A 20,256-nucleotide genomic window follows, 5' to 3' on the forward strand; every position below is an offset into this window, starting at 1 on the left:
GAGTTAGCTTTAGTTGCCAGAAGGATTGGAGACAGGAGCAGGACTTGTAGGCGTGCCCCCCACAGGAACACCGCCGGGCATGACGAGGGCGCCGCCTGCGGCGTCTTCACCAGGCTGTACAATTCCACGCGTCTGCGTAGTGACACCCTGCAAGGGATTGTCGGGAGTCCCGGCGGCCACTTCCACAGCTATGGAAGGCATTGTCATCGCCACGGGGGAATGACCCAGAGCCTTGGTCACCGCTGCGCAAATCGGAGAAACAGAAGCGTAAGGCTTGGGCTGAACGGAAACGGCGGCAGATACGATATTGCGCACCTGGGCTTCCGTAACCCTGGAGCCGTAGCTCTTGACGGCAGCGGAAGCCACTTGGGGAGCATTGACCGGGAAAGCTTCGGCAGCCATGGAAACCATCTGTGCCATGACAGCATCAGACACACCTGCCTTGACTGCGCTGCCTAATATGGCGGATACAGCCTTCATATCCAGGGATCCGGATTTGCGACCCGCTTCAACGGCAGCAGCCATCCTCTGGATAAAAACCTTTTCAGCCGCAGAGGCCTTAACATGATCAACAGCCGGAGCGGCTGACGGAGAAGCAACTTGCTGAGCCACACCGGAAAGTGTGCCCGCAAACGCAAATACCAGCACAGAAAGTGCCGTCTTCGTAATGGACCTGGCCTTCATTGGAAGAATATTATAGCAGGTGATTAAAAAATGGAGCGGGTAACGGGAATCGAACCCGTATGATCAGCTTGGAAGGCTGGAGCTTTACCATTAAGCTATACCCGCACAACGCCCGCATTATGTTCAGGAGCCACAGATAAGACAAGTTTTTTTTCATTATAAAATCAAATTTAAAAAAATAAGACGCAGTTTATTCTGTTGCCTTGACATTCCCCGCTCCTCCCGGTAAATAAATGCCGCACATATTGTGCGGGCGTCGTTCAATGGTAGGACGCGAGCTTCCCAAGCTTGAGACGTGGGTTCGATTCCCATCGCCCGTACCAGCCTTTTCATGCCGCAAGTTACTGTTCATCAGTGTTTGCGGTTTTTTCTTTCTTGAAAGTGCAAGAGAGGGGAAATTTACAAGCGGAATGGCAGAAAAATCTGCCTGCTATTCCAGGACGGAAAACCACCGCCGGAATAGCAGGCGGAGAGGCCGTCAGCACCCCAATACAAACTTCTTCTGAATCTTCGCCAGAAGGAGTACCTTGCGGATCATCGTGCGGGTTTCATTAAGAAGGTTGAGATACAGCAGGGTTCTTCTCATGTCGGAAACATTCTCCGTACGCAGTATGATCTGCCGTTTGACCGCTTCCGCGAATTCTTCGTCCAGGGCATCAATGCCGTCCAGGCATTCGTCCAAACCGCTGTAATCATTGGTCTCCATCATGTCCCGGAAGCGGGGATACAGGGAGGAAACCCGGTTGTTCATTTTCCGCAAGTCTTCTATGTATTCCATGTCCAGCCCCTCATGGTTATTGTCAATGTAGGCATGGCTGGCCGTAGTGATGTTGGAGAGGGATTCAAAGACGGAGGTGGCGTATTCCACCATCTGCACATGGCGCTTGCCGCGGTCCGCCTCCCCGTCCCGCAATTCCCGGACCACGGGCATGACTTCCATCGCCATCTTGTCGCCCAGGGAACGGCGGATCCCGCGAGATTCCTTGCGGAGTTTTTTCAACCGTTTCCGGTCTTCCACGTTCAGGGCTTCCAGATTCATCTCATAGATTTCCGCCATGCGCTTCATCAACTCAATGATTTCCTCGTTATAACGGCTCAGGGAGGAAGCATCTGCATAATTCCTGCCTTTCACCAATTCTGCGGCCTGCGTGCGCTTTCTGTGCAGGCGGGCGCTTTTCAGCAGCAGGTATGCCGCCAGAGCGCACATGGCGATGATTCCGAAGACGCCGCCATACACAATGCACGCCGCTACCATGCAACACATGGCAAATGCGGCAAACGCCGTAAAGAACCAACCGGAAATGACCGTGATCACCCCGGTGATGCGGTACACGGCACTGTCCCGCCCCCAGGCCTTGTCCGCCAGAGAGGAACCCATGGCCACCATGAACGTGACATACGTGGTGGAGAGAGGTAGCTTGAGCGAGGTGGCCAGGGAAATCAGAAGGGCGGCCACGGTCAGGTTTACGGACGCACGGATCAGGTCAAAGGAGGCTCCGTTGTCCGGCCCTTCCGGAACGGGCTGAAACCGCTTTTCAATGAATTTTCCTACGCTTGCGGGCATGATTTTTTCCACCACGCGGGAAGCGTTCAACGCATAGCGTACCATCATCCGCGCCGGGGGAACGGAACCGAATCTTTCCACTCCCCCGCCCTGCCGGGCCAGATTGACTTCCGTATCCGTCACGGTCTGCGCTTTTTTGGAGAACATCAGGGCCAGCACCATGATGAATCCCGCACCCAGCAAATAACGCCAGTCCGCCGTCACGGGAGCCATCAGGCCGCCCATGGTCAGGGTGGAAAGGTCCATGCCTTGTGCAACGGCGGCGGAAGCGATTTCCATGGAGGACTGCCCCGCCATAAAAACGCCGATGAAGTTGACCAGGTCATTCCCGGCAAAGGAGAGAGCCAGGGCCATCGTACCGGCAAGCACCGCTATTTTCAAGATATTGACTTTGCAGAGGTTCTGGAGCACGGCCATCAGAACGGTCCAGAAAACAAAGCTGTAGCATACGTACAGCCAGATGTGTGCGTCCAGGTGGCGGATCATGTCCTTCGTGACCAGCGTGCTGCCTTTCAGCCCCTTGAATACGGCAAAATAGGTGATGGCCGTCAGGGCCACACCGCACCAGACGGCACCCAGGTATTTGAAGGATTTCCTGTAATTAAAGGAGAAGATGAGGCGGGAAATCCACATGACCGATATACCGCAGATGAACGCCACAAAGACGGAGGAGAAAATGCCGGAAATGATGGCCAGAGCCTTGGAGGAGTTGATATAGCTGGCCAGATCGCTGGCCATTCCAGGTTCTCCGGACCATATTTTGAACAGCGCCACAGCCACCGCACCCCCAAGCAATTCAAACACGATGGAAACCGTCGTGGATGTAGGAAGGCCGAAGGTGTTGAACACATCCAAAAGGATCACGTCCGTCAGCATCACCGCCAAAAAGATCAGCATGATGTCATGGAAGGTGAATTGGGCCGGCATAAATACCCCGCTCCTGGCAATTTCCATCATGCCGCTGGAAAACAGGGAGCCAATGATAATCCCCAGAGCGGCCACCAGGATAATAGTCCGGCGAGGGGCGGCCTTGGAACCGACAGCGGAGTTCAGGAAGTTGGCGGCGTCATTCGAGACGCCAACCACGAGGTCAAAGCAGGAGAGTACCAGCAGCAAGCCTATGATGAAGTAATAGATAGGGTCCATATGTGTAATAAACGGCCTTCTATTACCTGAACCCTTTCCGGCACTCCCGTTTTAAAGCGTGAACAATTCGTCACATTTGCAGTATATCCGCTTCATGATCGGGCATCGTGAACAGGTTCGTTCCCTTCCGTGATGAAATCTTACCATCCCCCGATGCTGTCCTGGGGGCTTCCCCCTTCTGCCGGGGAAAAGATGCCGACATGCGGGAACTTGTCCCCACAAAGGCACCGCCTCCCGCACGGATCCTGTTGGACCTGACGTTCATCGGCAGTTTCATCCTGAACATCGTCAGCCTGCTGTGGGGCGTCATGGAGATATTTTCCATAGAAAGCCTATCCTCCTGATCTTCATCCGGCATGAGACGGCACATGTGGAAGATCCGGAAAACCGCGGTTTCCTCCGGTCAAATGGAAAGAGGCTGATGCCGTTCAAATCCGGAAGACCATTTCTTTTCCATACAAAAAGGCTCTCCGGAAAACCGGAGAGCCTGAATGATTCGTCGCATTGTCCCGAAGAAACGGGGAGGGCTTACATCATGCCCATGCCGCCCATTCCTCCCATGCCGCCCATGTCGGGAGCGCCGCTGCCGCATCCGCAGCCCTTCTTCTCGGGCTTGTCGGCAATGACGCATTCCGTGGTAAGCAGGAGGCCGGCGATGGAAGCCGCGTTCTGCAGAGCGGAACGGGTCACCTTCGTCGGGTCCACCACACCGGCGGAAAGCAGGTCTTCGTACTTGTCCGTGGCCACGTTGTAGCCTTCGGCAGCCTTCTTCATGCCTTTCACCTTGGCGACGATGAGGGCGCCTTCGCGGCCGGCATTGCAGGCAAGCTGGCGGAGCGGAGCCTCCACCGCACGGTACACGATTTCCGCGCCGGTGTGTTCGTCCCCTTCCAGCTTCAGGCCATCAATGGCCTTCTGGGCACGGATCAGGGCTACGCCGCCGCCGGGCACGATGCCTTCTTCCACGGCCGCACGGGTCGCATGCAGGGCGTCGTCCACACGGGCCTTCTTTTCCTTCATTTCCGTCTCCGTAGCGGCACCCACATGGATGACGGCCACGCCGCCGGCCAGCTTGGCCAGGCGTTCCTGGAGTTTTTCACGGTCGTAGTCGGACGTGGTGTCCTTGATCTGATGGCGGATCTGGGAAATGCGGGCTTCAATGTCCGCGGACTTTCCTGCGCCTTCCACGATGACGGTTTCATCCTTGGAGACGGTGACGCGCTTGGCCTGACCGAGGTCTTCAATACCCACGTTTTCCAGCTTGATGCCGAGGTCTTCCGTGATGCATTTGCCGCCCGTCAGGATGGCGATGTCTTCCATCATGGCCTTGCGGCGGTCGCCGAAGCCGGGGGCCTTCACGGCACAGATGTTCAGCACACCGCGCAGACGGTTGACCACGAGGGTGGCGAGGGCTTCGCCTTCGATGTCTTCGGCAATGACCAGGAAGGGACGGCCGCTCTTGGCCACTTTTTCAAGCAACGGAAGGAAATCCTTCAAGTTGTTGATCTTCTTCTCGTGAATCAGGATGTAGGGGTTTTCCAGAACCGCTTCCATCGTTTCCGCGTTGGTCACGAAGTAGGGAGACAGGTAGCCCTTGTCAAACTGCATGCCTTCCACCACGTCCAGCGTGGTTTCAATGCCCTTGGCTTCTTCCACGGTGATGGTGCCGTCCTTGCCCACCTTGTCCATGGCTTCGGCAATGATATTGCCGATTTCATCGTCCCAGTTGGCGGAAACGGTAGCGACCTGGGCCACCTCCTTGCTGGAGTCAACGGGCTTGCTGATTTTCTTGAGTTCTTCCACCACGGCGTCGGAGGCCTTCATGATGCCCCTCTGAAGGGAAATCGGGTTGGCGCCGGCGGTGACGTTGCGCAGGCCTTCGCGGTAAATGCTTTCAGCCAGTACGGTGGCGGTGGTGGTGCCGTCACCGGCCACGTCGTTGGTCTTGGAAGAGACTTCGCGGACAAGCTGGGCGCCCATGTTTTCAAACGGGTCTTCCAGTTCGATTTCCTTGGCCACTGTCACACCGTCCTTGGTGATGAGGGGAGAGCCGAATTTCTTGTCGATCACCACGTTGCGACCGGCAGGGCCCAGCGTGCTCTTGACAGCCTTGGCGATCTGTTCCACGCCGCGGAGCAGCGCCTGGCGAGCGGTTTCATCAAATTGGATTTGTTTAGCCATAATATCAGGTTTTTAAAGATGTGTGTGAATAAATAAGGTTGGTTTAGCCGATGATGGCCAGAATGTCGTTTTCAGACAGAATCAGATAATCTTCTCCGTCCAGCTTGATTTCCGTACCGCCGTACTTGGAAATGAGAACCCGGTCGCCGGGCTTGACGGTGAATTCGATCAGGGCGCCTTTCTCGTCGCGGCCTCCGGTACCTACGGAGATCACTTCAGCTTCCTGCGGTTTTTCCTTGGCGGTGTCCGGCAGGAACAGACCGCCGGCGGTTTTGGTTTCAGCTTCAATGCGCTTGACCAGCACACGTTGTCCGAGGGGTTTGATGTTAGCCATAGTATGTTGTGTTTGTTTTATTGTAGATGAATATATGGATGTAATGTTCCGGAGGAGGGGGGAGGAGGATTTTCCCCACCCTCCGGAAAAGGTTTATTTGTCGTCGTCGACGATTTCGGCGTCCACCACGCGGCCTTTAGCCTTGCGGGGGCCGTCGGAAGCTTCTTCCTCAGGAGCGGCTCCCGGCATGGGGCCGGACGCACCGGCGGACTGCTGGGCGGCTTCCGCTGCCTTGTAAAGGGCTTCCAGTTTGGCTTCCAGGTCGCTCTTGCCGGACTTGATAGCCTCATAGTCCTTCCTGGAAATGGCTTCCTTCAACTTGGTCACCTTGCCTTCAATGTCGCTCTTGAGATCCGCGGGCAGCTTGTCGCCCATGTCTTTAAGCTGGCGTTCCACGGAGAAGCAAAGGGAGTCGGCCTGGTTGACGGTGTCAATTTCTTCGGCGCGCCTCTTGTCTTCTTCCGCATGGGCTTCCGCATCGCGCTTGGCGCGCTCGATTTCATCCTTGGAAAGGCCGCTGGAACCTTGAATGGAAATCTTCTGTTCCTTGCCGGTCCCCTTGTCCTTGGCGGAAACGTGCAGAATGCCGTTGGCGTCAATGTCGAAGGTAACTTCAATCTGAGGCACGCCGCGGGGAGCCGGAGAAATGCCGTCCAGTTTGAAGTTGCCGAGAAGCTTGTTGTCCTCAAACATTTTGCGTTCGCCCTGGCACACGCGGATATCCACGGCGGGCTGGTTGTCCGCAGCGGTGGAGAATACCTGGCTCTTACGCACGGGGATGGTCGTGTTGCGGTCGATCATCGGAGTGGCGATGCCGCCCATTGTTTCAATGGACAATGTCAGGGGAGTCACGTCCAGCAGCAGAACGTCATTCACGTCGCCCTGGAGGACGCCACCCTGAATAGCGGCGCCTACAGCCACCACTTCGTCCGGGTTCACGCCCTTGTGGGGTTCCTTGCCGGCCAGCGTATGGGCCATTTCCTGAACGGCGGGCATGCGGGTCATGCCGCCCACCAGCACCAGTTCATCAATGTCGCCGGTCTTCAGTCCGGAGGCGGAAATGCAGTCCAGCACGGGCTTGCGGGTGCGGTCCAGCAGGTCTTCCGTAAGCTGTTCCAGTTTGGGACGGCTCAGCGTCAGCTGAATATGCTTGGGGCCGGAAGCGTCCGCCGTGATGAACGGCAGGCTGATATCGTAGCTCTGGGTGGAGGAAAGGGCAATCTTGGCCTTTTCAGCCTCTTCCTTGATACGCTGGATGGCGTCCGGCTGATTGGAAAGATCCATGCCGGAATCCTTCTTGAACTCATCCATGATCCAGGAAATGATCGCGTTGTCCCAGTCGTCGCCGCCCAGGTGGGTATCGCCGTCGGAAGCTTTTACTTCGAAGACGCCGTCGCCGATTTCCAGCACGGAAATATCGAAGGTGCCGCCGCCAAGGTCATAAACGGCGATGTTTTCATTGGACTTCTTGTCCAGGCCGTAGGCCAGGGCCGCAGCGGTCGGTTCGTTAATGATGCGGCGCACCTTCAGCCCGGCGATTTCACCGGCGGCCTTGGTCGCGTTGCGCTGGGCGTCGTTGAAATAGGCGGGGACGGTGATCACGGCTTCCGTGATAGTTTCGCCCAGTTTGGATTCCGCATCGGCCTTCAGCTTGGCCAGCACCATGGAAGCGATTTCCTGGGGTGAGAAAGTTTTCTTTTCACCGCCCACTTCCACGCGGATGTAAGCATCCCCGTTGGGAGCTTCCACAATTTCATAAGGAACCTTTTTATCCTCGTCCGTCAACTCGCTGTACTTGCGGCCGATCAGACGCTTGGAGGAAAACACGGTGTTCTTCGGATTGGTTACCGCCTGGCGTTTGGCGGCCTGCCCCACGAGACGTTCACCGCTTTTGGTGAAGGCCACAATGGAGGGAGTGGTGCGCGCACCTTCGCTGTTTTCAAGAACGGTCGCCTGACCGCCTTCCATCACAGCCATGCACGAGTTGGTCGTGCCCAAGTCAATTCCTAATATTTTAGCCATATCGTTATGTTAGATTGTTTTAAATGGATTCCGTTGAGATTTGATCTCCCTATGACCTGAAGTGTCATACAGGTAAACTCATGTTCTTGTCTTCCTTGATGCAAATGCCATGCCAGCCCCGTCCAAATGGAAAGAAAATAAAATAATCTACTGTAAATCAAATATGTATATATTTTACAACTTCTTCATACATTCCGCTGGCATGCCCAAAAGCGACATTTTGTCACACCAAAACAGTGACAAAATGTCCCACCCGGTCACTTTGTCCCATGTGTGGCGGATGCCCACTCCGCATTTCCTCCGGCGGAATTGACGGAACCACAGCATTCCCCATACGCCAGGCGCTTCATGAAATCCTTGTAAAGCAGCGTTTCCATCCGGCCGTCGGTATATTCCACCACCGCACTCATGGTTTCCACCCAGTCTCCGCAATTCAGATAGCGTATATCCCCCACCATGGCGTCCGCCGGATGGTGCACATGCCCGGCGATGATCCCTTCGCACTGTCTTTTGACCGCCAGATTCTGAAGCTGTTCCTCATACTTGCCGATGAAATTGACGGCGGATTTCACCTTTCCCTTGATGGCGCGGGAAACGGAATAATACTCCTTGCCGCGCCAGGCACGGTACCTGTTGTACAGACGGTTGACCATCAGCAGCACGTCATAGCCCAGAGAGCCGAGCACCGCCAGCCACCGGTGATTGGTGGAAATGGCGTCAAACCCGTCGCCGTGCACGCACAGGTAACGGCGGCCGTCCGCCGCCCCGTGAACATATTCCTTGGCGATGTGCAGCCGCCCCAGGGCGAAGGGAAGAAACCGCTCCAGAACGTCATCGTGATTCCCGCGCAGGTACAGTACTTCCATGTCCTCCTGTTCCATCTTCTTCAACAGAGTGCGGATAAAACGCGTATGCCGCCTGCGCCAGCGGCTGCCGCGGGAAAGAGCCCAGGCATCCACAATGTCCCCCACCAGCACGATCTTTTCCGCCCGGATATGCTTCAGGAACCTGCGGCATTCGTCCGCCCTGGAATCCTTGGTCCCCAAGTGAATATCGGAAAGAAACACCGTACGGCACTCCAGCACCGCACCGCATGGGGGACGCGCGCATCCCGCGCCGTTCTCCTCACAGGCTACGGAAGCAAGAATTTCCTCAAACCGGTCGCAGACGGCGTCCCAGGTTCTGAAACGGACGGCCTGCCGCCCCTGTTCTCCCAGCCTGCGGACCAGCTCCGCCTCCTGAAGCAGGCGGCGCATGGCCGCATAAAAGCCCTCCACATCCCCCTTCTCCGCCTGCAGGCCGTTCACACCGTTGAGTACTACATCTGCGGACGCGGCATAACGGTAGCTCACTGTTGCCAGCCCGCTGGCCATTCCTTCCAGCAACACGTTGCCGAATGTTTCCGTCTCACTGGCAAACAGAAGCACGTCCATTGCCGCGTAATGCCGTGCCAGGTCCTCCCCGCTGCGGACGCCACAAAACACGGCGTCCGGAAATTCGCTGCGCAAGCCGTTCATCATGGGGCCGTCCCCCACCACAACCATTTTCATTCCGCGGTCCGGGAACTCCCGCTGAAGGCGGGTATAAAGGCTCAAAACCGTAACCAGGTTCTTTTCCCGGGCCAGGCGCCCCACCACTCCGAACACAATTTCATCCCGCCAGACGCCCCAGGACTGGCGCAGGGAAATATCCCTCTTTTCGGGGTCAAACAGAACCGTATCTACACCGCGTCCCATGACGGCCAGACGTTCAAAACCAAGTCCGCTCAGGGAAATGAGCATTTCTTCCGTCGGTACCACGGTCAATCTGGCCCGATTATGCAATTTGCGCAGGTAATTCAGAGCGGCATTTTCCAACCCTGAAAAATTGTAATTCTTCATGTACTGGTGAAAATTGGTGTGGAACCCCATCACCACGGGAATTTCCAGCGCCCTCGCCGCCTTGGACGCAGACGCGCCCATGGGGCTTTCCGTGGCAACATACACCACATCCGGTCTCTTCCTCAACCACCGGGAACGAAACCTGTCGACGGAAGGCAGCCCTATCTTCACTTCATGGTAAATGGGAAGGGACAGGGACGGCATGACCGTCTCGCCCGTCATGGATGCGCTCCCTCGTTCGGATGCCCTCAGAACATGCACCAGATGGCCCCGGGCCTTCAGATCCTTCACCAGGCGCCCGAGAGTCATGGCCACGCCATTTACGTCCGGCTCATAGGTATCCGTCACCAAATCAATTCTCATGCCCCGGTACCATGAACCGGAGCACCTGGTCAAACAAGCCGGACAGCGAAACAAAATCGTCACCAGCCATCGTTGTCCGGCCTGTACACCGAACTGAAAAACGACTTGATGGCGACCGCCTTTTTTCCCGTTTCCCACAACATTCAGTTGCCTTAAACCGTGTTGATATCTGACAACAAACCACATAAACGATTGTCTGACGGAAACGCGCATTATAAATCCGCAGTCAATCAAAAATTTTAAGAAAAAACGATTTCCTGCGCAAAAAAGAACACGAATCTTCATAAATAACGGCCAGCGTCCTCACAGGCGATTCAACTATTATCCGTTGACAGTATGTCGTATGGGACAACCATTCCACCATTGCGAACGGGCGGCGGATTTATAATCCGCCAAGCTTCCGCTACATGCCAACCCGTTAAAAACCGAATATATGAATAATGGGCAATATTTTTCTGAAAAAAAACAATCACCGTTAATCGCAGGCTAGAGCGTTTTCATACAAGGATGCAAAACTTCCATTCTCTGGAAAAGACCTGACAGATTTTCTAACAAAATAAATAACTGACTGTATACAATAACATTCCAATCACACATAACAAAAACATTCCACAGACTCCGGATTAGTAATCCGGCGTCAATATTAGTTTTTCATATCAAGTATATTTCTCCAATTCAATCCATTATTATCCCGAATGAAGACCAAATGGAACATATCTGTTAGATGATAACATAATTTCTTGAAAATAATCATAGTCCGTCTTATTTTACTTCTGTTGTGTATTTCAGCCGGATTACTAATTCGCTATTGAAATGAACAACAATCCCAATCCCATCACACCCCAATGAAACCTATAGCCTATTACAGCTATGCAGCTGCATTGTGCACACCCTTCTGCTGCCATGCCTCGCCGCTTTACGGCCCTTTGGAAGCAGGAATGCAGGAATCCCAATTGCTGAGTTCCCTGAAATCCTGCAAATCCCTTGAAGGCCCCGGTACGGACGCCTACTTGAGCCGGACCGGACTCAACGGGGCCTTCAAAACGAAAAAGCCCATCGGCGGACTCTACTTTTCCCTTCACTTTGACTACGACAAAGAGGGGGCGCTGAGATCCGTTTCCTTCTATTCCAACTCAAAAGTGAGCAAGGATAAATACGATACGCGCCTAAAATCCCTGTATAAGCGCATGCTGAACGGACTGACGGGGCTTTACGGACCGCCCATGAACATGCCGGACTGGATTGAAAAGGATTCCCTCCCGGCTGAGCGGGTCATGTACATGCACATGTGGCGCATCCAGCCGGGCTGTTTTCTGATGTCCGGCCTGGCAAACGCGGGAGCCTCCGGCTACATGCCCATCTTCCGCTTTTCCCCGCCCTCCGGCATGCCGCCCAAATCCAAAAAGGACCGGGACAAGCTGAAATCCGAATGGGCAGCCATTCCGGAATTCTACGAATTCGCGAAAGCCGAGAGATTCCTCTCCAATGCCGTATTCGCCATGTCCCACAAAAAGCATCCGGAAGCCCTCCAGCATTTCCAGAAAGCCGCCGACCTCGGCAGCCCCAACGGTTACTGGGGACTGGCCCATCTTTACCGAGTAGGAACGGACGGAGTGGAAAAAAATATGCAACTTGCCGAGGAATACACGAGAAAAGCCGCCCTGGCAGGGTTTGCCCGTGCAGCCATGAAATATGGAGACACATGGGAAAAAGCCTGCAAGGCCCTCGACTTCAATAAAGCGGAAGCCACGGAATGGATCAACCGGAACAAGCGCGCCGCCAGAGCCGGCTATGCATCCGAACAGTACAACGTGGGAATCATGTACCAGCATGGATTTGGCGTGGAACGCAACCTGGACACGGCAAGGGAATGGCTGCAGAAAGCGGCGGACCAGGGCCATGTTCAGGCACAGGCGGCATTGAAAAAACTTCCGGAAGCTCCGGCAGGAGAACCATTGTTAATCTAATCATTTCCCAACAAACACACCCATAAAAAGCCGGCTGCCGCATCATTGACGGCTCACGCAGCCGCTCCGGCAATTCCCTATGAAAACCATGGAACCGGCAGGGAAGCGGGTCATCCGCTTCCCTGCTGAAATCCGGAACGGAAAATTGCCGCCAGGAATGGCGCTTTCAACCGTCCCGTCCTCAGCAAATCCTCGGAAGCTGCATGCCGGATGGCATGCCAAGTACCCGCTCCACGCCCAGTCTGCCCTTCATCAGCAGGGGAGCCGCCCCGAACTCCTCCGCCTGGCCAACCAGACAGGCCCCGGAGGAAACGCTGCAACTGCGCATCAGGCGCAACGCCTCATCTTCATATTCTCCGGGCAAAATCGCGAGATAACGCCCTTCGCACGCCACTTGCAGCGGGTCCAATCCCAGCAGGCCGCACGCAGCCCTCACGTCATCCCGGACCGGAATGGACATTTCATCCAGCTTCACTGTGAGCCCGGAAGCCTCTGCAATCTCTGAAAGAGTGGCCGTCAAACCGCCGCGGGTCACGTCCCTCAGGCAATGCACGGGAATCCCGGCACGGATCAGCGCGGCTACGGACTCATGAAGAGGCGCCGAATCACTGCACAAATCTTCGCCAAAGGACAACCCCGACCGCAGGCCCATGATCGTCATGCCGTGCCTGCCCAAATCCCCGCTCAGCAGAACGACATCCCCCGGACGCACGGAGGCAGGGCTGATCTCCAAATCATGCGGCACCGCTCCCACCCCGGCGGTATTGATATAAATACCATCGCCCTTTCCCCGTTCCACCACCTTCGTATCCCCTGTGACGATACGAACGCCCGCCAGACGGGCAGCCTCAGCCATGGAGCGTACCACTCTGTTCAGGACATCCAGGGAAAGCCCCTCCTCCAGAATGAACCCCGCCGTCAGGTACAGCGGTTCCGCGCCGCTCATGGCCAAATCATTCACCGTCCCGTGAACGGCCAGGGAGCCGATATTGCCGCCGGGAAACTCCAGGGGCTGCACCACGAAGCTATCCGTTGTCACCGCCAGACGCCCTGCAGGAAAAGGCAACACGGAGGAATCATTCTGCACGCTGCCGGACGGAGAACCGAAAGCCTCCAGAAACACGGAGCGGATCAGGTCATTCATCAGGCGGCCACCGCCGCCGTGAGCCATCTGGATGCGGTCGGAAACGGATTCTGGAACAGGACACTCAAACATAAGAAATAAAATCAGCTCCTTTTATAGCGGTAATAGGCCGCACAGGCCCCTTCCCCGGACACCATGGGAGCCCCCAGCGGATTCAGCGGCGTACAAGAAGAAGCGAAATGGGGGCATTCCACCGGCTTCAGCAAACCGCGCAGCACCTGCCCGGCCATGCAGCCGGAAGCCTCATCCGCCGTGCCGTCACAGGCGCGGCAGTCAAAACGGACGGAAGCATCCATATGCCGCCATTCCGATCGCACCTTCATGCCGCCGTCCGGTATCAGCCCCAGCCCGCGCCAATGACGATCCTCCGTTTCAAAAACATCTTCCATCCGCCTTTTGGCGGCTGGATTCCCTTCCGGCCTTGCGTAACGCCGGTAGGCATTCCGGACTCCATGCTCCCCGGCCTCAAGCTGACGGACGCACATTAGAATGCCGTGGAGCAGGTCCGTTCCTTCAAACCCGGTAACCGTCATCGGCACCCGGTAGCGCTCGGCAAGACGCCCGTAATCCTTCTCCCCCGTCACGGCGCAAACATGTCCAGGAGCCAGGAAGCCATCCGGCCTTCCTTCCTGCTGGTCCATCAGCCATTCCAGGGCGGGAGGCACCAGAACATGGGCGCAAAGCACGGAAAAATTGGCATACCCCAGGGCACGCGCCTGCTGCATGGCCAGCGCCGTAGCCGGAGCGGTAGTCTCAAAACCCACGGCAAAAAACACCACGTCCAGACCGGGATTGGCCCCCGCCAGCGCAACAGCCTCCAGCGGAGAATACATCAGCCGGACATCCCCGCCGCACGCCTTGGCGGACAGCAAATCCCCGTGGGAACCAGGAACCCTCATCATATCGCCGTAACTGCACACAGCCACACCAGGCTTGAGACTCAGCTCCACGGCCCGGTCAATCAAATCCACGGAGGTGACGCAGACCGGGCAGCCGGGGCCGTGAATCAGGCGCAGCTCCGGCGGAAGCAATTCTTCCAGTCCCAGGGAAGCGATCGCATGCGTCTGGCCGCCGCACACTTCCATCACCGCCCACGGGCGCGTAACGGCATGATTCAGGTCATCAAGCAGTTGATAAACTTCCTCCTGCATAAATTCGACGAGCAAATCTTCCTGTTATCCGGATGAAACGGCCCTCACACGGGTTCGGAATTCTCCACGATCTCGCGCATCTCCCTCCTTGTCTCAAGGGCGGTTTCCTCATCCAGCACGCTCAGGGCCATTCCCACATGCACAATAACGTAACTCCCCACCTCCGCTTCCGGCACGCAGGCCAGATTCACTTCCCGCGTCACTCCGCCGAAATCCACCACGCCCAGGCGGAACAGAGGATCTTTTTCATGAACGCTTACGATTTTTCCGGGAACGGCCAAACACATACTTTATCCTTTCCATTGACGCACGGCGGCGGCCGCCTGCCCCAGGGAAATCCCTCCGTCATTGCAGGGGACGCGCTGCGGCAGCGACAAAACGCACGCCCTAGACTGCGCCATGCCCATCAGGCCTTCAAGCAAAAACGCATTTTGAAAGCAGCCGCCTCCCAGCACCAGCCTGTCCTGGGAAAAACGCTCCGCCACATCAAACACCAGGTTCACGAGGCTTTCATGAAACTTCCGGGCCATCCGGCAACGGGAAACACCGGCCAGCAAATCATCATTCAACGCTTTCAGAACGGGTCTCCAGTCCAGCTCCAGCAGGCTGCCTTCTTCATGCATCACCCATTCGTACGAATCGCCCTCCGGGCCGTCTTCGGGAAGGGAGGCTGCCCAAGACTCCAGCACCATGGCGGCATGGCCTTCGCACCCCGCCGCACCGTCAAAACCGCACCAGAACGCCACCGCATCAAACAGCCTCCCCATGGAAGACGTTGCCGGGCAATGAACATGCCGCTCCATCATCGTTTCCAGAGCCTGCCGCTTCCGGGGAGGAATTCCGTGCTCCAGGCGCCGGAACAGTCCATCCGTCCCCCACTCAGCCATTTGCCGGGCCAGGGCGCAGGCGCAGCGGGCTGGCTCCTTCACCGCTTCATCCCCGCCGGGCAGCAGGAACGGCCTGATCCGCGCCACCCGTTTGGGAGCACCCTGCTCCTCCATGATAAAAAACTCACCACCCCACACCGTTCCATCCGTGCCGAACCCCGTTCCGTCCCAGGCTACGCCCAGGGCGGGGAAAGGAGTTCCATTCTCTGCGGCGCAGGCAAGCACATGCGCCTGATGATGCTGTACGGGAAAAACGGAAACGCCCCATTCCCTGGCCAAACGCCGGGCGAGCGCTGCCGTCGGATTGTCCGGATGGGCGTCCACGGCAATCACATCCGGCACGGCCTTCAAGGTACTCCCCAGAACTTCCACCGTCCGCTCAAAAGCGCGCAGGGCGGCGGCGCTGTCCAAATCCCCCAGATGCTGGCTCATCACGGCCACGCCATCCTTCAGCCAGCAAACGGTATTCTTCAACCCGGAGCCGAGAGCCAGCACCTTAGGCGCCTCCGGCGCGGTGCGCCATACAGGCCGGGGCGCATAACCGCGGGCCCGGCGCACCATCATGGTTCTGCCGCCCGCCACGCGCACCACGGAATCATCCACCGGACGCACGATCGGCCGGTCGTGCACGAAAAACACGTCCGCCGCATTCTCCAGCTTCTGCAACGCCTCTTCCACGGAAATACACAAAGGCTCCCCGCTCAAATTGCCGCTGGTCACCACGAGAGGCTTTCTCCACATATCCATCAGCAGCGCATGCACCGGGGAAGACGGCAGCATAATCCCGGCAAAACGGCTGAACATGCATACGGAAGGCGCCAAATCCACATTCTTCCTCTTGACCGCCAGTACGATGGGAGCCTCGGGAGACGCCAGCAGCCGCTTCTCATCCTCCGTCAAATGGCACAGAGCCTCTGCCGCAGCCATATCCGGCACCATCACGGCAAACGGCTTGGCATCCCTCCCCTTCAGCTTCCTCAGCCGTCTGACGGCTCCTTCGGACGCGGCATCTGCCAGCAACTGGAAACCGCCCACCCCCATGAGGGCCACAATCAGGCCGTCCGCCAGCACCCATGCCACCTGAGCCGCAGGGGTATCAAAACCGTGGCCGAAGCCCAGCTCGGAACCATCTGAAAACAACACCTTCATGGAAGGCCCGCATTCCGGGCAGGCGATGGGCTGGGCATGGAAACGCCGATCCCCCACGTCCTGGTACTCCTTCATGCATTCCGGACACATCCGGAACCCCTTCATGCTGGTTCCGGAGCGGTCGTACGGCATGGACTCGATAATGGAATAACGGGGACCGCAATGGGTACAGTTGGTAAAAGGATAATGATAGCGCCGGGAAGACGGATCGCGCATCTCCCGGAGGCACTCCGGGCACGGAGCCAGGTCCGGCAGCATGATCGGCACGCCGCCGGAAGCGGGATCGCTCTCCAAAATCAGGAACTCTTCATACCCGGCAGGCTCGCAAACGGTCTGTTCCGTTCCGTAAACGCGGGCATGTTCCGGCAGGCTTTCCATCAATTCCGCAAAAAAACGTTCGGCATCCCCCGCATCTCCCTCCACGCGGATCTCCACGCCGGACTCCGTATTGCGCACGAAGCCTTTCAGGCCGAAACGCGAGGCCAGCCGATACACGTGGGGCCGGAAGCCGACCCCCTGAACCATGCCGGTAATGTCGATCTTCAAGGCTGAAACAGCCTGTTCAATGGTGATGGTGGACATGCTCCTGAACTCTTCCTGAACGAATGCGGCGCACCCGTTCCTCAATCTCCCCGCACCAAATATCCATTCCTTCCCCTGTCTTGGAAGACAACTCAACCACGCGCGCGTGATGAGCCACCTTGTTCAGAGCCGCCAGCGCGGCATCCCGGTCAAAATCTACGGCATCCGCCAGATCCGACTTGGTCACCAGGGCCACGTCTGCGGAATGGAACATGGGGGGATACTTCAAAGGCTTGTCTTCCCCTTCCGTGACGGAAAGCAGGACCACGCGCATTCCTTCCCCCAAATCATAGGAAGCGGGACACACCAGGTTCCCCACATTCTCAATCACCAGCACATCCAGGTCATCCAGCGGCATCCGCTTCATCGCCTCCGCAATCATGCGGGCATCCAAATGGCACATCGTGCCGGTGGTAATCTGCACTACGGGAATATCCGCACGGCTCAGGCGTTCGGCGTCATGATCCGTAGCCAGGTCTCCAACAATCACCCCCATTCTGACACGGTTCCTCAACATCTCCGCCGTCTTTTGCAGCAAGGATGTCTTGCCGGAGCCGGGAGAGGAAAATACATTGATGACCAGCAGCTTCTTTGCTTCAAAAAAACCTCTGTTGCGTTCCGCCAAACGGTCATTGGCATCCAGCACGGGAACATGGACGTCCATGCCGTGGGCGTGTCCTTCATGGGTGTGTTCACCTCCGCATCCGCAATCTTTACACATAATCAATACTGATATTTGATTCAGAAAAAGTGAATCTTTCTCACTTATCCTATGTCATACCGTCTCCCGGTCAAATAAAAACGCCGCGTTTTCCAATAAACAAAAGGGCCTTATTGGGAATTTCCCACTCCGGAATATCTCTGCCGGGGAAGGGCCAGCCGCATGTACACCAGATCGACGGCCTGGGCAAGGCGCTCCGTCATATACCCGCCTTCCTCCAGCTCCTTCACGGCGGCGTCAAGCCTTCCGGCCGCCATTCTTATCTCATGTGCCCACGGTATCCCTATATCTTCCTGCATAACCATATCTTTTGCCAATACAGCCAAATTCTGAATATCCCATAAGGAAAAATCCTTTTTCCACAATTCTTTCACAGCCTCCTGGTCTCCTTCCCCTGCCCCGGCCTTCTTTAGAATAGACCTAACCTCCTCCACATGCCTGGAAACGCTCACGGCCAAATACTCATACAGACAGGGGGGCAGGAGGGAAAAGGCACCCTTCCGGCCATTCTCATGAAAAACGGTCTTTCCCCAAAAACATCTTTCCATGGCCTGATATATATCCATGATTCCGTTGCAAATCACATCATCCATCAATCCGTCGCGGAAAAAGCTGTCCACAGCTTCATCCAGAATTCCTCTCTGGACACATGCAAGCTCCTTTGCTTCCAACGCTTCCCGGGAACGCAATAATTCGGGAGAATAACTCGTCCTGCCTGTAATGATCATGACATTCCAGGCATCCACTGTAAGGGCTCTTACAGTATCTTCGTCAGACTTCTTCTGTACATCGGGACCCAGACGCTGCCTTTCTCTCACACTTTTCAATAAACGAATTATCTTCTCGGCAATCTTGTTGCCCTCCTTCAAATCATACTGTAAATCCTTCAAAGGATCGGGCCCCATCTCCCTGCCCAAAGCAGTCTCAGGCATGCAGGCGGCAACCAGAATACAGGCAATGGGAAAAACACGCACCATCATTGGAATAAGGCAATTATTTCCAAAGAATAATCTTATTGCCTTGAAACACAATTCAAATTCTCGCTGTTCCCCTTCTGCATCAGCATCTTTCTTCATCACCCGCTCCGGCCATGGCCGCTCATGTCTTTTCCTTTGAAATTCCTTCATCGTAAGTATGTGGGCTTGCCAAGGCATTAAAATCCTGTAAACTATTTCGTCCTCAGTTAACATTCCTTTACTCAGGTTATGCCAGACGCTCGCTTTCAACCACTTCCCGGATTCCGCGACTTCTCCCCGGCGGACTGCGCCGTGCGCAACTACCTCTTTGACGTGTGGAAAAGAGTGGCGCACCGCTACGGATTCCTGGAATGGGAAGGCCCCACGGTGGAAGCCACGGAACTGTACCTGAAAAAAAGCGGAGGCGAACTGCCCACCCAGCTCTTCCGCTTCATGGACCAGGGGGAACGGGACATCACCATCCGCCCGGAACTGACGGCTTCCCTGGGACGCATCGCCGCCGCGTACCAGCGGGAATACACCAAGCCGCTCAAGTGGTTTGAAATTGGCTCCTGCTTCCGTTACGAAAAACCGCAAAAAGGACGCCTGCGCGAATTCTACCAGTTCAACGCGGACATTCTGGGGGAAAGCTCCGCCTGGGCGGACTCCGAACTCATTGCCCTGGCTATCGACTGCATGAGGGAACTGGGCTTCACGCAGAATGACTTCATCGTCCGCGTCTCCGACCGTGAAGCTTGGATCAGGTTCGCTGCGGAACACGGTGTACAGGAACAGGACATCCCCCTTTTCCTTGGTATCGTAGACAAATTCGAACGCGACCGTCCGGAAGAATGCCAGCGCAAGCTGGATGCCTTCGGCATCAGCCGCAACAACCTCGTGGACTTCATTGAAAACCCGCCTGCCGGAGCTTCCGAACGCTACGAAACCCTGCTGAAGGACCTGACGGCTCGCGGCCTGGAAACCTATGTCAAGCTGGACCTCTCCGTAGTCCGCGGCCTGGCGTACTACACCGGCCTGGTCTTTGAAATCTTTGACACGCAAAGAAGCCTGCGCGCCGTAGCCGGCGGAGGTCGGTACGACACCCTCGTGGCCGCCCTCTCCGGCAATGCGGTGGACATGCCCGCAACAGGCTTCGCCATGGGAGACGCCGTCATCGGCCATCTCATCGACCAGACGCCTCGTGCCAGGGCATTGAAAGAAGCGGCGCTGGCGGCCGCGGGATGTGACGTCTTCATCATACAAGCGTCCGAAAACCGCCGTGCAGAAGTACTCTCCATCGCCTCGGCCCTCCGTGACCAGGGCTACAGCGTGGACATCCCCCTGACCTTCACCAAATTCAACGGACAGATGCAGAAAGCCGTCAAATCCGGGGCACGTCTTGCCCTGGTGGTCGGCGATGAATTCCCCACCCTGGAACTGCGCGACCTGACGGCACGCACCTCCGCCCAAATAGCCATGGAAGACCTGTTCGACTCCATTGCAACCGTGGCGAACCGTGCCTGAT

General features: G+C 56.4%; 15 protein-coding genes and 2 tRNA genes. 4 read left to right on the forward strand and 13 right to left on the reverse strand.

The genetic code is table 11. The features are described from left to right. Positions 1-9 precede the first annotated feature (9 nt). Entirely contained in the window at positions 10-420 is a 411-nt protein-coding gene (locus tag V3C20_RS01955; protein WP_130083078.1) for a hypothetical protein, read from the reverse strand. 295 nt (positions 421-715) lie between these two features. Beyond that, positions 716-789, reverse strand: a tRNA-Gly gene (locus V3C20_RS01960). Positions 790-933: 144 nt separating this feature from the next. On the opposite strand from V3C20_RS01960, the gene V3C20_RS01965 reads away from it, so the two are divergent. Further along, a tRNA-Gly gene (locus V3C20_RS01965) sits at positions 934-1,007 on the forward strand. A gap of 155 nt (positions 1,008-1,162) precedes the next feature. Here V3C20_RS01965 and V3C20_RS01970 read toward each other — a convergent pair. Next, positions 1,163-3,394 (reverse strand): inorganic phosphate transporter, encoded by a 2,232-nt coding sequence (locus V3C20_RS01970; protein ID WP_130083079.1) that lies wholly within the window; start codon positions 3,392-3,394, stop codon positions 1,163-1,165. A 107-nt stretch (positions 3,395-3,501) separates the two neighbouring features. Here V3C20_RS01970 and V3C20_RS01975 point away from each other — a divergent pair, with 107 nt between their 5' ends. Beyond that, entirely contained in the window at positions 3,502-3,738 is a 237-nt protein-coding gene (locus V3C20_RS01975; RefSeq protein WP_130083080.1) for a hypothetical protein, read from the forward strand. Positions 3,739-3,922: 184 nt separating this feature from the next. Here the strand turns inward: V3C20_RS01975 and groL are convergent, their stop codons facing one another. The 4 genes from groL to V3C20_RS01995 all read right to left on the reverse strand — a co-directional run bounded on the left by groL (position 3,923) and on the right by V3C20_RS01995 (position 10,174). Further along, entirely contained in the window at positions 3,923-5,578 is a 1,656-nt protein-coding gene (gene groL, locus V3C20_RS01980; protein WP_130083081.1) for a chaperonin GroEL, read from the reverse strand. 40 nt (positions 5,579-5,618) lie between these two features. Beyond that, positions 5,619-5,909, reverse strand: coding sequence for a co-chaperone GroES (gene groES / locus V3C20_RS01985; RefSeq protein WP_012420445.1), 291 nt, complete (start codon positions 5,907-5,909; stop codon positions 5,619-5,621). 93 nt (positions 5,910-6,002) lie between these two features. Continuing rightward, positions 6,003-7,931: a molecular chaperone DnaK gene (dnaK, locus tag V3C20_RS01990; RefSeq protein WP_130083082.1), complete on the reverse strand. Its 1,929-nt coding sequence runs from the start codon at positions 7,929-7,931 to the stop codon at positions 6,003-6,005. Between the two features lie 257 nt (positions 7,932-8,188). Beyond that, complete coding sequence (locus V3C20_RS01995) at positions 8,189-10,174, reverse strand: glycosyltransferase (RefSeq protein ID WP_161981206.1); 1,986 nt, start codon at positions 10,172-10,174, stop codon at positions 8,189-8,191. A gap of 845 nt (positions 10,175-11,019) precedes the next feature. On the opposite strand from V3C20_RS01995, the gene V3C20_RS02000 reads away from it, so the two are divergent. After that, positions 11,020-12,141, forward strand: coding sequence for a tetratricopeptide repeat protein (locus tag V3C20_RS02000; protein ID WP_130083084.1), 1,122 nt, complete (start codon positions 11,020-11,022; stop codon positions 12,139-12,141). Positions 12,142-12,322: 181 nt separating this feature from the next. On the opposite strand, the gene hypE is transcribed toward V3C20_RS02000, so the two are convergent. The 6 genes from hypE to V3C20_RS02030 form a co-directional block, all read right to left on the reverse strand. Beyond that, positions 12,323-13,357 (reverse strand): hydrogenase expression/formation protein HypE, encoded by a 1,035-nt coding sequence (gene hypE / locus V3C20_RS02005; RefSeq protein WP_130083085.1) that lies wholly within the window; start codon positions 13,355-13,357, stop codon positions 12,323-12,325. A gap of 11 nt (positions 13,358-13,368) precedes the next feature. Then, positions 13,369-14,451, reverse strand: coding sequence for a hydrogenase formation protein HypD (hypD, locus tag V3C20_RS02010; protein ID WP_238623768.1), 1,083 nt, complete (start codon positions 14,449-14,451; stop codon positions 13,369-13,371). A gap of 29 nt (positions 14,452-14,480) precedes the next feature. Then, complete coding sequence (locus V3C20_RS02015) at positions 14,481-14,723, reverse strand: HypC/HybG/HupF family hydrogenase formation chaperone (RefSeq protein WP_067571190.1); 243 nt, start codon at positions 14,721-14,723, stop codon at positions 14,481-14,483. Positions 14,724-14,726: 3 nt separating this feature from the next. Further along, positions 14,727-17,054, reverse strand: coding sequence for a carbamoyltransferase HypF (gene hypF / locus V3C20_RS02020; protein WP_130083086.1), 2,328 nt, complete (start codon positions 17,052-17,054; stop codon positions 14,727-14,729). Continuing rightward, positions 17,035-17,718: a hydrogenase nickel incorporation protein HypB gene (hypB, locus tag V3C20_RS02025; RefSeq protein ID WP_240042229.1), complete on the reverse strand. Its 684-nt coding sequence runs from the start codon at positions 17,716-17,718 to the stop codon at positions 17,035-17,037. The genes hypF and hypB overlap by 20 nt, the downstream gene beginning before the upstream one ends. A gap of 167 nt (positions 17,719-17,885) precedes the next feature. After that, entirely contained in the window at positions 17,886-18,965 is a 1,080-nt protein-coding gene (locus V3C20_RS02030; protein WP_130083088.1) for a hypothetical protein, read from the reverse strand. Between the two features lie 15 nt (positions 18,966-18,980). On the opposite strand from V3C20_RS02030, the gene hisS reads away from it, so the two are divergent. After that, positions 18,981-20,255 (forward strand): histidine--tRNA ligase, encoded by a 1,275-nt coding sequence (gene hisS / locus V3C20_RS02035; protein ID WP_130083089.1) that lies wholly within the window; start codon positions 18,981-18,983, stop codon positions 20,253-20,255. Position 20,256 lies beyond the last annotated feature (1 nt).

The organism is Akkermansia sp. RCC_12PD (assembly GCF_036417355.1).
Classification (GTDB): domain Bacteria; phylum Verrucomicrobiota; class Verrucomicrobiia; order Verrucomicrobiales; family Akkermansiaceae; genus Akkermansia.

Bases quoted from the DNA above. Each gene is read 5' to 3' on its own strand.
- hypE (WP_130083085.1), bottom strand. From the start codon at position 13,357: ATGTTTGAGTGTCCTGTTCCAGAATCCGTTTCCGACCGCATCCAGATG.
- V3C20_RS02015 (WP_067571190.1), bottom strand. From the start codon at position 14,723: ATGTGTTTGGCCGTTCCCGGAAAAATCGTAAGCGTTCATGAAAAAGAT.
- dnaK (WP_130083082.1), bottom strand. From the start codon at position 7,931: ATGGCTAAAATATTAGGAATTGACTTGGGCACGACCAACTCGTGCATG.
- hisS (WP_130083089.1), top strand. From the start codon at position 18,981: ATGCCAGACGCTCGCTTTCAACCACTTCCCGGATTCCGCGACTTCTCC.
- hypB (WP_240042229.1), bottom strand. From the start codon at position 17,718: ATGGACGTCCATGTTCCCGTGCTGGATGCCAATGACCGTTTGGCGGAA.
- hypF (WP_130083086.1), bottom strand. From the start codon at position 17,054: ATGTCCACCATCACCATTGAACAGGCTGTTTCAGCCTTGAAGATCGAC.
- V3C20_RS02000 (WP_130083084.1), top strand. From the start codon at position 11,020: ATGAAACCTATAGCCTATTACAGCTATGCAGCTGCATTGTGCACACCC.
- V3C20_RS01995 (WP_161981206.1), bottom strand. From the start codon at position 10,174: ATGAGAATTGATTTGGTGACGGATACCTATGAGCCGGACGTAAATGGC.
- V3C20_RS02030 (WP_130083088.1), bottom strand. From the start codon at position 18,965: ATGTTAACTGAGGACGAAATAGTTTACAGGATTTTAATGCCTTGGCAA.
- groES (WP_012420445.1), bottom strand. From the start codon at position 5,909: ATGGCTAACATCAAACCCCTCGGACAACGTGTGCTGGTCAAGCGCATT.
- V3C20_RS01970 (WP_130083079.1), bottom strand. From the start codon at position 3,394: ATGGACCCTATCTATTACTTCATCATAGGCTTGCTGCTGGTACTCTCC.
- V3C20_RS01955 (WP_130083078.1), bottom strand. From the start codon at position 420: ATGGCACAGATGGTTTCCATGGCTGCCGAAGCTTTCCCGGTCAATGCT.